13 protein-coding genes are annotated in these 13,286 nt (G+C 46.3%); 6 read left to right on the top strand and 7 right to left on the bottom strand.

Annotated elements, in window-relative coordinates; genetic code table 11:
- Positions 1-4: 4 nt before the first annotated feature.
- On the top strand, positions 5-964 hold the full coding sequence (gene speB, locus ACFSKO_RS14305; protein WP_380252790.1) for an agmatinase: 960 nt from the start codon (positions 5-7) through the stop codon (positions 962-964).
- Positions 965-1,049: 85 nt separating this feature from the next.
- Here the strand turns inward: speB and ACFSKO_RS14300 are convergent, their stop codons facing one another.
- From ACFSKO_RS14300 to dapF, 6 genes are all read right to left on the bottom strand, one after another.
- Entirely contained in the window at positions 1,050-1,769 is a 720-nt protein-coding gene (locus ACFSKO_RS14300) for a hypothetical protein (RefSeq protein WP_380252788.1), read from the bottom strand.
- Positions 1,770-1,802: 33 nt separating this feature from the next.
- A complete protein-coding gene (gene ftsY, locus ACFSKO_RS14295; protein WP_380252786.1) occupies positions 1,803-2,750 on the bottom strand; it encodes a signal recognition particle-docking protein FtsY in 948 nt (315 codons plus the stop codon).
- A gap of 50 nt (positions 2,751-2,800) precedes the next feature.
- Positions 2,801-4,111 (bottom strand): tRNA (N(6)-L-threonylcarbamoyladenosine(37)-C(2))-methylthiotransferase MtaB, encoded by a 1,311-nt coding sequence (mtaB, locus tag ACFSKO_RS14290; RefSeq protein ID WP_380252783.1) that lies wholly within the window; start codon positions 4,109-4,111, stop codon positions 2,801-2,803.
- A gap of 92 nt (positions 4,112-4,203) precedes the next feature.
- Complete coding sequence (locus tag ACFSKO_RS14285; RefSeq protein WP_380252781.1) at positions 4,204-5,058, bottom strand: hypothetical protein; 855 nt, start codon at positions 5,056-5,058, stop codon at positions 4,204-4,206.
- A 20-nt stretch (positions 5,059-5,078) separates the two neighbouring features.
- A complete protein-coding gene (locus ACFSKO_RS14280; protein WP_380252779.1) occupies positions 5,079-6,755 on the bottom strand; it encodes a hypothetical protein in 1,677 nt (558 codons plus the stop codon).
- Positions 6,756-6,859: 104 nt separating this feature from the next.
- A complete protein-coding gene (gene dapF, locus ACFSKO_RS14275; protein WP_380252777.1) occupies positions 6,860-7,702 on the bottom strand; it encodes a diaminopimelate epimerase in 843 nt (280 codons plus the stop codon).
- A gap of 457 nt (positions 7,703-8,159) precedes the next feature.
- On the opposite strand from dapF, the gene ffh reads away from it, so the two are divergent.
- The 5 genes from ffh (at position 8,160) to rplS (ending at position 11,825) form a co-directional block, all read left to right on the top strand.
- Positions 8,160-9,530 (top strand): signal recognition particle protein, encoded by a 1,371-nt coding sequence (gene ffh / locus ACFSKO_RS14270; protein ID WP_380252775.1) that lies wholly within the window; start codon positions 8,160-8,162, stop codon positions 9,528-9,530.
- 78 nt (positions 9,531-9,608) lie between these two features.
- A complete protein-coding gene (rpsP, locus tag ACFSKO_RS14265) occupies positions 9,609-9,998 on the top strand; it encodes a 30S ribosomal protein S16 (protein ID WP_380252773.1) in 390 nt (129 codons plus the stop codon).
- Positions 9,999-10,025: 27 nt separating this feature from the next.
- Entirely contained in the window at positions 10,026-10,550 is a 525-nt protein-coding gene (rimM, locus tag ACFSKO_RS14260) for a ribosome maturation factor RimM (RefSeq protein ID WP_380252771.1), read from the top strand.
- Between the two features lie 66 nt (positions 10,551-10,616).
- Positions 10,617-11,336: a tRNA (guanosine(37)-N1)-methyltransferase TrmD gene (gene trmD / locus ACFSKO_RS14255; RefSeq protein ID WP_380252769.1), complete on the top strand. Its 720-nt coding sequence runs from the start codon at positions 10,617-10,619 to the stop codon at positions 11,334-11,336.
- 57 nt (positions 11,337-11,393) lie between these two features.
- Complete coding sequence (gene rplS, locus ACFSKO_RS14250) at positions 11,394-11,825, top strand: 50S ribosomal protein L19 (RefSeq protein WP_380252767.1); 432 nt, start codon at positions 11,394-11,396, stop codon at positions 11,823-11,825.
- Positions 11,826-11,987: 162 nt separating this feature from the next.
- Here rplS and ACFSKO_RS14245 read toward each other — a convergent pair whose 3' ends face one another.
- Complete coding sequence (locus tag ACFSKO_RS14245; protein ID WP_380252765.1) at positions 11,988-12,866, bottom strand: DUF547 domain-containing protein; 879 nt, start codon at positions 12,864-12,866, stop codon at positions 11,988-11,990.
- Positions 12,867-13,286 lie beyond the last annotated feature (420 nt).

Genomic DNA, 13,286 nt, shown 5'->3' with positions numbered 1-13,286 from the left:
AATAATGAGCACCAATACTGTATTGCCGCCGGACGGTATGGATTTACCGCGGTTTAGTGGTATCGCAACTTTCATGAGACTGCCCCATGTTACTGAATTTGAAGGCTATGATATTGGCATCATTGGTGTTCCTTGGGATGCTGGTGTGACCAATAGGCCTGGAACTCGGCATGGTCCACGGCAACTACGCGATATGTCCAGCCTTATTCGTCGATATAATGGCGCGACGTGGGTCGCACCGTTTGACGATTGTAAAATAGCAGATTTTGGTGATGTAAAAATCAACCCAGTCGATTTGGATATGACCATGCAGCGGGTTACAGACTACATGGCTGAAATTCGTAGAATGGAAATTATGCCAATGGTTGCGGGAGGTGATCATATGATTTCCCTGCCCATTCTAAGAGGACTTGTTGGGGATAGTGGGCCTGTCGGGATGGTCCATTTTGACGCCCATATGGATGTTAACGACAGTTATTTTGGTGGTAGTAAATTGACTCACGGCACGCCTTTTCGACGGGCCATAGAAGAAAATCTTCTCGATCCTAAAAGATTGGTTCAGATCGGCATTCGCGGATCGCGCTATGATCGTTCAGATGAAGAGTATGCGAAGGAGGTGGGGATCCGAGTTATCACGATTGAGGAATATTTTGATATTGGTATCCAAAAGGTCATCGAAGAGATTCACCGGGTAGTTGGTGATGAAAGGACCTATGTGACCTTTGACATTGATTGTCTAGATCCTTGTTATGCACCGGGTACAGGGACGCCAGAAATTGGGGGCTATACGCCTTTTGATGCACAAGTCATGATCCGCAGTCTGGGCGATTTGAACTTAATTGGTGCGGACTTGGTAGAGGTCTCTCCCCCATTTGATCAATCCGGTGGTACGGCGATTGTTGGGGTAAACTTGATGTTTGAATTGATCTGTGTGCTGTCGCAAGCAAGGTGTCGTCAGAGATAAATAATGAAAGAGAGCAATTAGTAATTTATCCCTAGGGCAGATATTTACATGAGGATTATCCGGATTAATAGTATTTGAAATAACTTTATTTGGTGGCAAAGGCCAAACGGGCTTGTTTCATCAATAATCTGGTAAGTTGCCAGCCTTGGAGTGCTTGTTGGCGGGTGTCGTCTCCACATACACTTTGGGGTTGGTTACTTGTTGTTTGATAGGCTGTTGAAATTGCGGCTATGCCTGGTTCAAAAGCGTAGAGATTTTCATAGGATTTTTTCAAGGCAGCGTGCCCAACACGGAGCTGTTCGTCGTACTCTGGCAACAGGTGATTGCACACTGAGTTTGATCCCGCGGCAGCGGCTATAATAGTTATGCGTTCTTGATCAAAAAGCTGGTCACTGACGTTGGCTTCAAAAATTTGTCCGTTCAACTCTTTATTGAGATCGCGCGCTCTTTGTAGAGAACTATCAATAAATTTTTTGGATTCTCCATCACACTTAAAGCGTTCATTGTGTGAGGTTTGGAGAGCGCTGCCTTGAACCATGCCCAAGACAGGCGTTCCTGTGAAAAGCTTGTTCAGAGCGATGTCGAGGATAAATTGGTGCCAGTAATACTCTCTGGTTTCTTGAGGGGGAAGCAATAAACAGCGTTCCTCAAGGGCAAGGCCCGTGGCAATTTTACCGTACTCTCGAATAAGGTCATTCGAGTTGAGTTTTTTCGGTTCTTCGGCGGCACTCGGTGACAAACCTATAGATGATAGTGTTGCAAAGCTTAGGACGCAGAAAAACGAGAAACCAAAAATAACCTTCATCGTAGCAACCCTAACCATTCCATATTATTTGTCTTAGTCTGAAGCATTCTCTAAGCCCATAAGGGACCTGGAAAAATCTTTTGCCGTGAAGGGGCGTAAATCGTTGGCAGTTTCGCCAACACCAATTGCATGTACGGGAAGACCAAATTTTTCTGCAAGGGCAACCAGAATTCCGCCACGCGCAGAGCCATCAAGTTTTGTCACAATAAGGCCTGATATCTCGATAAGCTCTTTGAAAGTACCTACTTGAGATAATGCATTTTGACCGGTTGTTGCGTCGAGAACCAGCACGGTGTCATGTGGGGCGTTCTCATCCAGCTTACGGATAACGCGGATTACTTTTTGCAACTCAGCCATAAGGTCTGACTTGTTATGGAGGCGTCCGGCGGTATCGATGAGAACGACGTCAGCCTGTTGTGCGCGGGCGCGTTCAATGGCTTCATAGGCGAGACCTGCGGCATCTGCTCCGGTTTCCTTGGCGACAACTTCGCAACCAGTGCGATCGCCCCAGATTTGGAGTTGTTCGACGGCTGCTGCGCGGAAAGTGTCTCCGGCTGCGAGCACGACCTTTAGGTCCTGGGCTTTGTAATGGGTAGCAAGTTTGCCAATCGTTGTTGTCTTACCACTGCCGTTAACACCCACCATAAGGATGATGTGAGGGGATTTTGTCCGGTCGATTTCGAGTGGCTTGGCGACAGGGTCGAGGATAGCTTGGATATCAGCTGCGAGTGCTTCGGATACTTCGCGGGGTTCGATATCTTTGTTGAATCTTGTTTTGGCCAAATTACTGGTAAGCTTGGCAGCAGTTGCGACACCTAGATCCGACGTGATTAAAAGATCTTCTAGTTCTTCGATACTCTCGTCGTCGAGCTTCTTTTTGGTGAAGATCCCGCCGATGCCATCGCCCAGTTTCGATGATGAGCGGCTTAAGCCTGCCTTGAGGCGAGAAAACCAACCACCTTTTTTCTTTTCGTCACTCATTCTCGGACCGTTCTTTTATCAGGAGCTGTTAGTTTGGTTGTAATAGACGTTTATTCGTGGCCGACGTGCTTTGCTCTGGCTTCTTCGGCTGCTTGTGTGCCCAGCGGGTATGCGAGGAGCTTCCCGTCGTGAATATCGGCAATATAAACCGGGACGATTTGACCAGATAAATCGCCCTCAAGGGCTTCGACCTGAACGGGGGCATAGTGTTCGCTACGCCCAAAGCCGTTCTTTTCGATTAGAACCTGCGCGGTTGTTCCGATCCGGCTTTGCAGGAAGTATTGTTCTGAAGTCGCGCCAGCTGAGCGCAAACGTCCGGCTCTTTCTTTGCGAATATTACCGGGAACCTGTGGCATCTTTGCGGCGGGCGTTCCTGGTCTCTCAGAATAGGGGAAGACGTGGAGATAAGTTAGGTTAAGTTCGTTCACCAAATTGTAGGTGTTCTCGAACATTTCATCGGTTTCGGTTGGAAATCCGGCGATAATATCCGCGCCAAAGACCACATCAGGACGCAGCGCGCGGGCGCGTTCAACCATCTCGACAACATGTTTTCTGAGATGTCTTCGTTTCATCCGTTTTAATACCATATCGTCTCCGGCCTGCAGAGAAATATGAAGGTGTGGCATTACCCGGGGTTCTTCGGCAAAGAGACGATAGGTATCTTCATCAATCTCTACGGGATCGAGAGAGGAAAGGCGCAAGCGTTTCAGATCAGGAACCAGCGCAAGAAGGCGTCGGGTCATCTGACCAAGTGTTGGCGTGCCGGGTAGGTCTAAACCGTAGTCCGTAATGTCGACCCCGGTAAGGACGACTTCCTTTACGCCATTGTCGACCAGCAGCCTGACCTGTTCAGTGATGGCACCGATAGGAACGGATCTGTTGTTGCCACGACCAAAAGGAATGATGCAAAAAGTGCAACGGTGATTGCAACCTTGCTGGATTTGAACAAAAGCGCGGGTATGTTCCTCGAAGCCATGAACAAGATGGGCGGCCGTTTCCTTGGCTTCCATGATGTCATTGACGGCAACAGACGCTGCTTCTCCCAAGTCGAAGCTTTCGCGCTTTAATTTTTCCTCATTGCCCATAACATGGTCGACTTCCTCCATGTCAGCATATAGCGCAGGATTAATTTGGGCCGCGCAGCCTGTCACGATAATTTTTGCGTCGGGATTGTTTCGGCGCGCTTTACGGATACTTTGCCGTGCTTGTCGCTCTGCTTCGGTTGTAACCGCGCAGGTATTGAAAATGATGGTATCTGACAGTCCTGCCTCGCGGGCATGCTGACGCATCACCTCGGACTCATAAGTGTTGAGGCGGCAACCAAAAGTGACAATCTTCGGGTCTGTCTGTGGCTTAGTCATTTCGGTGTTATGGACTAACAAAAAGCCCTTGTCCAGATACGCATGTGCAAGTCAGCTATGAACGAGATAAATTACGTCGTATTCTGGGATGGTTAGTTTTGGGATATCAGTTTCGGGGGAGAATTTATGCGTTGTTGAATGTAGCTCCAAATTTTTGGCGTTTCTTTTTCTCTGAAACAGCGGCTCCAAGGGTAGCCATGAGGGTCCCTAATTCCACAATTTTCAGGTTTTTGGACGATGAGCGTGATGTTTCCCATCTCGCTCATGAATTCAAGGTCTTCAGGAGGTGCATAGGTATCTCCTTCAAACGCATATACTAATCCATCTTTCTTGTTAGCTTTCTTCAAACCAGCCTTCCAAGCCTCATAATGGGGTGCTAGGCTCTTTGATTTCCGGCTTCTACCTGTATAGGCAAAGCCGTATCCTGGAGCCGAAACCACAAATCCGTTAAAAGCTTCCGGAATATCTGCCGCGGCAATAAGAGTGGTTGATGCTCCGCCAGAATGTCCAAGAAGGAAGGTTCCGTCGGCAGTAATACCATGCATTTTGAAAATTTTAAGAATACGGAGAATCTCAGTGCTACGTCGAAAATACCTTTGTTTTTTTGGGTCTCCGTCTACATTGACCCCGACTTCCTGAGAACAAAGATAATATATTATCGTTTCAGAGTGTTGCCTTACGATTGCTCTGGCATAGGAAGGGATGGAATCTGGAAAGCACTCTTGTCCATGGCCACCGTTTTCTGTGCCGTGGTTATATATAAAGAGGATTGTTTTTTCTGGATGAGGAATGTTCCGGACCAATGCCAGTTCAAAATTATCTTTTGTCACAGTTTCAAAGTTATCCCCTATTGCAAAAGCTCCGTGCGGATCGTCTATTTTTTCAGGTTTGATCGTCTGACAAGAAGCTAGAATAGAAAACGCGAGTATGACAAAAGCAAAGCGCATAATGGAACATAGATCTCTTATTATGAGGACGGTTGTTTGAGGCTATCTAAAATAAACTGTGTAATATTCTCTTTGTTTTTATCATGGAAACAATTGTCAGTGTAACTCACTTTTTGGCTGCTATCGCAGGAGCCACTAACTACAAATGACCAGTGATTATTTTCTGCAACGTTCTTTAAGGGGTTTTCTTTGAGGAGTTCTTTCTTTGAATATATTAAACCGGGTGCATTGCTTGCAATTCTTGCAGCTTCATCGCGATCCTTGACGAGTGCGTCAACCGTGTCAAAAAAGACATGAGGGCGCTTTAAAAGAACATCTCTATCTGGAAATAAAGAGATGTGACTGTTGAATTTATTTCCGAACTCAAATGCCGCCAAAATATTGGTTGTTGCGCCATAGTTGTCGCCAACAAGAAAGATATTTCCGGGCTTTACGTGCTTGTCTTTTAGCTTGTTAAGTATTGTTTTGAGCTCTGAAAGTCTGGTTTTATTGTGAAGAGTATCGGTCGTTTTTTTGTTAAGTGAATTGATGGTGTCAGGGGCGCAGAAGCTGTAAACCACGTAACGGGCATTAAAGCTAATGAGGTTTCGAAGATAAAAAGGTAAATTTGTTGGATCGCATCTGTTCGCTGCCCCTTCGTTTGTTAGGTCGTGATTATATACAAAGACGACGGTTTTTTCGGGGGAGCGATTTTTAAAGGTGGCAGAAAATTTTTCTTCAAACGATTTGTTTGTTGGATAAGTGCCAAAATGTTTGCGGTGGGGATTGTCCTGGGATGTGTAAAAAATTCCGTGTTTGGGATGGTTGATACCTTCATGTTTAACGGTTTGGGGCGGCGCAGAGACGGTATATTCTGTTCTGGTACTTTGAATATACTTCAAAATATCCAAAGTTTGTTCTTTTGCAAAACAATCAGTCCAAGGATAAGCATGAATTTCTTCTATGCCGCAGCCTTGTTCATCTTCTGCAGTTAACACCCGATAGTCGATATTCTTCATGGATTTCATGAAGTCGAGATCTTTTGCGGGCGAATATTTGTCTCCGGGAAATGCATAGACAATTCCCTTGGATTTTTTGCCCCGCTGGATGACAGTTTTCCAGTTATTGTAAAGGTTGCCATAATTCAGATGTTGTCTGGCCCCACCAAGGTAGGCGTACCCATAACCCGGTGCCGTAACGATATAGCTATTGAACTGGTTTGGGCTTCTACTGGCCGTCATTAAACTCGCCGAGGCACCACCTGAATGCCCCATAAGAAATATATTGTCTTTGGAGATGCCGAGTCCTTGAAATTTTTCAGATAATCGGGCTATTTCAACACCCCTTTTATAGTGGATTTGATTGACAATACTATCTCCTGAATTTCCCCCAGCTTCCTGAGAACAAAAATAATAAGCGATGATGCTGGGGTCTCTAAGGGTGAGAAGTCGCACATAACTGGGCATCCAGTCTGTATGACATTTTTGATGGATGCCAGAGCTAACAGTTCCGTGATTATAAATTAGAAGGGTTGTTTTCTTTGGGTCTCTGTTTAGGAGGACGTTGTTTGTGTCAGCGGTAAATCCATTCACAGTGCCACTGTCGGATTGATGGCCATTAACATAGTAAGCACCATGTATTTTTCCGGATGAATTTTTTGTGGTCTGACAGGCTGTAAGTGTTGCGAGTAGCAAAACAGCAAATATTAAATAACGCATTTTTCCCCCTGAATTTCATAAGAAAAATGCACACCTTCGGGTGGAAGATCAACAGGGAAATGATCAGTAAGGAAATTTTTGTCTAATGCGTTAAAATTGAAGGTTTATTTATTTTCATGAAGCAACTCAGGAGAAATGTGCCCTTCAAAGGCGGTGGATACGGGACCCGTCATTAAGACGGTCCCATCTTCTTGCCAATTAATGAAAAGCGGGCCGCCGTCGAGATCAACGCGAATTTTTCTGCTGGTTAGTCCTCGACGAGCTGCGGCAACGCCTGCGGCACAGGCTCCTGAACCACAGGCTGAGGTAATACCAACGCCACGCTCGAAAACGCGTAGGCGGATATGGTCTTCGCCGATAAGAGAGGCGACGCTTATATTTGCGCGTTCAGGGAACATTGGGTGATGCTCAAGCCGAGGGCCTAAAGCTTCAAGCTCAATGGCTTCAGCATCTTCAACAAAAAACACGGCGTGCGGGTTGCCCATGTTAACGCCTACCGGATTTCGTAGAGGAGGGAGCTTAATGCCGATATTTAGAGTATCTCTTTCCTCAGAAAGGGGGATGTCTTGCCAGTTGAGGCGGGCTAACCCCATATTCGCAGCAATTAACCCGTTCGCTTCTCTTTTTGTGTGAAGGAGACCAGCCAGTGTTTCGACTGTGACATTGTCCTTATCAGTTTCGTTCATGAGAAGAGAGGCGATGCAACGAGTAGCGTTGCCACAGGCACCAACTTCGGAACCATCGGCATTTTTGATACGCATAAAGGCGTCGGCATCAGGGTGTTCACTATTTTCTATAATGATGAATTGGTCACAGCCAATTCCAAATCGACGATCGGCAATTAATCTGGATTGCTCTTCAGTTGGGATGAAGGCTTCTTTACGGGCATCAATGACAACGAAGTCGTTACCAAGACCATGCATCTTTACAAAAGCTCTACCGCTCATACTGTTTTGCTCTCTTGCGAATTCATTATTCTGTGCTGAGAGGTAATCTGCGACACTCTCTGATCTTCAATAGTTACAGGCTAGCATGTGCGTGAGTCTATAAAAATTGCGATTGCTCTTCCCAGACGAAGCTAAAGTGGTTCATGACTTCGTTTCGCAGCATTAAATTTCAAGTGAAGTTTAGCGTTCGACTTTTGAACGACTCCATGTGAAAGTTAAGTGTGTTCGAATCAAAAAACAGTATAAGTGTGCTGTAAGTGTTGGGTCGTTGGAAATAGCTTGACCACAGGGGCTGTTTTCAATAAGTTCCGGATCAAATATCTGTCATGGGTCAAAGCATCCAGCTCTAAGGAGCTCCGCCAGTCCGCGAGTATCGCGCACTGGCGTAAATTGCGTTTGGCCTATGTGATTATCGTTTCCAGCCTTATTTGCTGGTTGTTTTGGAAAGAGGAACAATATGTTCGATAGCCTTCAGGAACGTCTGGGTTCAGTCTTTGACAAGCTGAAACGCCGCGGCGCATTGAGTGAAGCTGATGTGACAGCTGCTCTGCGTGAAGTGCGCGTTGCATTGCTTGAGGCTGACGTGGCACTTCCTGTCGTCAAAGACTTTGTAGAAAAGGTCAAGACTGATGCTGTTGGACAAGATGTTCTGAAATCGGTTACGCCGGGTCAGATGGTGGTCAAGATCGTTAATGATCACCTCGCAGAAATGCTTGGTTCTGACCATGTTGCTCTTAATCTTCAGGTGACACCGCCTGCCGTTATTATGATGGTTGGTCTACAGGGTTCTGGTAAGACAACATCTACGGCTAAAATTTCCAAACGTTTAACCGAAAAAGATCGCAAGAAAGTCTTAATGACTTCTCTTGATGTTCAACGTCCTGCCGCGCAGCAACAACTTGCTATTCTTGGTGCTCAGATAGGCGTTCGGACTTTAAACATTGTTCCGGGTGAACAACCGGTCGCGATTGCTAAACGTGCGGTTCAAACGGGCGCGCTTGAAGGTTTCGACGTTGTTATGCTCGATACCGCAGGTCGTCTGGCTATTGACGAACAGTTGATGGTTGAGGTCGCAAGTGTCCGTGATGCTGCGAAGCCCGCTGAGATATTACTTGTCGCCGATGCAATGACGGGGCAGGACGCGGTTACTGTTGCCGATACCTTTAATCAAAAAGTTGGTTTAACGGGTATTGTTATGACCCGAATGGACGGTGATGCACGTGGTGGTGCAGCACTTTCCATGAGAGCTGTTACTGGCTGTCCTATCAAGTTGATGGGTGTTGGTGAAAAGCTAGAAGAACTCGAAGACTTCCATCCTTCTCGTGTCGCTTCCCGAATTTTGGGTATGGGCGATGTGGTGTCGCTGGTTGAGAAAGCTGCAGAATCCTTTGATGAGGAAGAAGCAGAAAAACTCGCCGCGAAAATGAAGAAGGGCAAGTTTGATCTAAATGATTTGGCAAGTCAGCTTAAGCAGATGCAAAAGATGGGCGGAATGTCCAGCTTGATGAATATGCTGCCTGGGATGAATTCTGCCCAAATGAAGAAACTGAAAGACGCCAAGGTTGATGACAAGATCATTAATCGTCAATTGGCGATCATTTCATCCATGACACCTCAAGAACGCGAAAAACCTGAAATTATCAAAGCAAAACGACGTACTCGTATTGCTGGTGGTTCGGGAACTTCTGTTCAAGATGTGAATAAGCTTCTCAAGCAGCAACAAGAAGCTGCCCGCATGATGAAAAAAGTCCAGAAGATGGGCAAAAAAGGCATGATGCGTGGTGGATTGCAAAATTTGATGCCACCCGGAATGGGCTTCCCTAAGTAGTCGGGAACCCTATGAAAGAAGGCTTCTAAAGTAAGTAGTAAAGTAAGTTTAGTTTAGTGTTTAACAAGAGGAACTCAAATGGCTGTTAAAATTCGCCTCGCCCGCGGCGGCGCCAAGAAACGTCCATACTACCGTATCGTAGTTGCTGACGTTCGTGCTCCACGTGATGGTCGGTTTATCGAAAAAATTGGTGCCTACAATCCAATGGTACCAAAAGATCACCCGGATCGTTTGAAATTGGACGAAGACCGTGTGAAGTATTGGCTCTCTACTGGTGCGCAGCCAACTGATCGTGTTGCTCGCTTCTTGGGTGATCTTGGTCTTGCGGCAAAGCCCGCTATTCCTGCACATACCAAGAAAAATCAGCCGAAAGCAAAAGCTAAAGAGCGTGTTGAAGAAAAGCGTATGGCTGCTGAAGCCGCCGCTGAAGAAGCTGCTGCAGCTTCTGCCGAAAGCGCTGCTGAGTAACTCGGCTGTATAGGATTTCTTAAGCTCATGGCATTAAACCACGAAGATAGAGTTTGTGTTGGCGTGATCGCTGGGGCGCACGGAGTGCGTGGCCAGGTGAAGATCAAAAGCTATACAGAAGTTCCAGAAGATGTGGCGGCTTTCGGACCAGTGGTTGATGACGCGGGAAACCGCTATAAAATCGCTATTACGGGCTATGCTAAGGGTACCGTTCTTACGCGGCTTGAGGGTGTGACGGATCGTGATCGCGCCCAAGAAATGCGGGGAACAAAATTGTATGTGAACCGTGATCTTTTACCAAAACTGATAGAAAACAATGAATACTACTACTCTGACCTTGTTGGCCTAACGGTCGAAAGTCCCAAAGGTGAGGTTCTTGGCACTGTTAAAGGTGTCTTTGATTTCGGAGCAGGTGATATTCTTGAATTTGACAGTGTCGGTGGACAATCGGAAATGGTTAGCTTTACTGAAAGCTCTGTTCCCGTGGTGGACCTTGAGGGAAAACGTATCGTTGTCGATATGCCCGAAGTGGTTCTGGGTCGGGAAGACTAAGGGCTGGATTTATGATCTGGTGTTTAAGTCTTTCAAACCGGGTTGCTCGACAGGATGTTGGATAACGTGACGACCAACTGGACAGCAACAGTACTTTCACTCCATCCGGAAATGTTTCCGGGCTCTCTAGGGTTATCCCTGGCGGGCAAGGCCCTTGAAAAAGGAATCTGGGAGTTGAATAAGGTGGACATTCGCGACTTTGCGCATGACAAACACCGTACTGTTGATGCGATCCCTTTCGGGGGTGGTGCTGGCTTGGTAATGCGTCCTGATATTGTTGATGCAGCTTTGAACTCTGTGGCTGGCAAAGCTGGCCCGGTTATCTATCTCTCGCCGCGTGGACGGCTTCTGGATCAAAGTTTGGTCAAGGAGCTTGCGGCAGGACCCGGAGTGACACTCCTTTGCGGGCGTTATGAGGGGATCGACCAGCGGGTCTTGGACGCGCATGAGGTGATAGAGGTTTCGGTTGGCGATTACATTTTGTCTGGTGGTGAACAGGCAGCACTTATCCTTATGGATGCTGTTATTCGCTTATTACCAGGGGTTATGGGAAACCGGGAATCTGCAGACGAGGAATCGTTTGAAACTGGCTTATTGGAGTATCCGCTCTATACGCGACCTGCCGAATGGCAAGATCGCAAGGTACCGGAGGTTCTTTCCTCTGGACACCATGGGAAGATAAAACAGTGGCGTCAGGAACAAGCGGAAGAGATTACCAAGAAAAAGCGTCCCGATTTATGGGGCAAATACTTGGATAAACGCAACGATACCAAATTGGGCCGTTAGGTCCGTTGAAAAGCTAAACGGGTCATTGGCCCCATAAGAATGGTAGAGGATAGAAACATGAATGTGATCGAGAAGCTAGAAGCTGACCAGATTGCCAAGCTTACTGAAGGCAAAAAAATCCCTGATTTTTCTGCTGGTGACACCATCCGCGTAAACGTTAAAGTTGTTGAAGGTACACGCGAGCGTATCCAGGCTTTTGAAGGTGTATGTATTGCACGTAAAAATGCTGGTTTGAACTCTGCTTTCAACGTACGTAAGATTTCTTACGGCGAAGGCGTTGAGCGTATTTTCCCACTTTACAGCCCACGTGTTGATTCAATCGAATTGATCCGTCGTGGTGACGTACGTCGCGCAAAACTTTATTATCTGCGTGATCGTCGTGGTAAATCTGCTCGTATCGCAGAAAAAACCACTGGTGCTGCTGGTAAAGCTGCTGCTGTTGAGCGTGCAGATAAAGCCGCTATTAAAGCTGCTGCAAAGAAAAAGTAATCTAAACATTGATGTGACCGCGACTTTTCCTGGTCGCATCAACTGTTATAAAAAGGGCGCCACGTGGTGCCCTTTTTTGTGTCTAAAATACAGTACGGAATCATCAGGTGAAGATTAAGTTTTGTTGCTATGCCTGTTGTCCTGTGAAGTTGGGTGTGACCCTCAAGATCCTGCCGATGCTGTTGCGACTACAGGGACAGCATTTAGATCCCAATCATATCGGTGGCTTTCCAACGACCTGACATTCATTAAGCGTTTCTTTTTCTTTTTGGATGCAAAAGTGCGCATGTGATCCAGAATGGCAGCATCGCTGCCGCCAAAATCTTTCTTGAACCAGATATAAATGCTTGAAACGACCGCTTCATTGTTTTCGGGGATGGTGATCGCTCTGGGGTGATCTATGAAACGTGTTGCGGCAAGGCTAAGCTGGTTCTCACTGTCTTGAGCTGTCAGTGCTTTTTTGGGGATGTCAGGACAACCAAGAGAAGCACAGTTTAGGACGTAATGTATTCTTGGATCTTTCCAACCCGGACGGAGTATGCCGTGTTCAATGTCATTGAGGGAAAGCTTCTCACCTTCCACGCGTAAAATTTTCTTGTCCCAAGGGCCGGAGGCAAAGAGCCCTGGGGAGATGTCAATGTCGCGAATACTTTCAATTGGCATATGCTCTAGAACGAGCTGAACTGTTGTCGCGTTGTAGAGATTAACCCAATAGGCCAACTGTTCTTTGCGATTGAGTTTACTAACCGAGATACCCTGTAGTTGACGTATGTAATCCCTAAGAACAAGGCGGTCATTGAGTGAAATTCGGTGATAGGCAATGCGTGCAATGCCATCATAACTTTCTTCTCGATAGGTCTTGAGGAAGTGATTCCAGTTTCTATTTTGGATCATTGTTGTGCTTTTGGGATCAGAAGCTGTCCAACGTGGGATGGATTCTGCACTTGGAGTAAACAGGGCATCAAAAGAGCCGAAGCCACTGACTAAAATCCCTACCATCACAATTATGGGTAATATGAGGATTCTTAATTTGCGGTTCATGTAATCTGCTCCCAAATTTTACCAGCTAACGCATTGCCGCCGAAAATAATGCTAAATTACCTTGCGGGGGATTTTTGCGGGTATTATGTACACAATGAGGTGATTTTAAGGGTGTTCGTCCAGTAACAAACTTGTGGCAGAAAAGGTCTATTTCGTGAGGGAGTGGGATAATTATTTGTTTTGTAATGAGTTTATCCTGGTGAACGTCGCTGATCATAATGATGCGTTTGGTCGAGTTTACTTGAGCTGACGATTAATATTTAACGCAACCAGAGTGTAGAAAAGTAGCAAATTACATGGTCACTATGAAATTTTCTTATAGAATAGTGACAAAAAGAGATTCAATCGTTCTTTAAACACTTTTCGGCGCAGCGCGGAAGCGTTATGCTCCGCTCGAACTTGGCCCAAATTAGTAAGAAT

The sequence above is a fragment of the Kiloniella antarctica genome (assembly GCF_042682825.1).
In the GTDB taxonomy this organism is placed as follows: Bacteria; Pseudomonadota; Alphaproteobacteria; order Kiloniellales; family Kiloniellaceae; genus Kiloniella; species Kiloniella antarctica.
The sequence above is the reverse complement of the archived record's forward strand: the minus strand, read 5'-3'. Positions and strand labels throughout refer to the sequence as shown.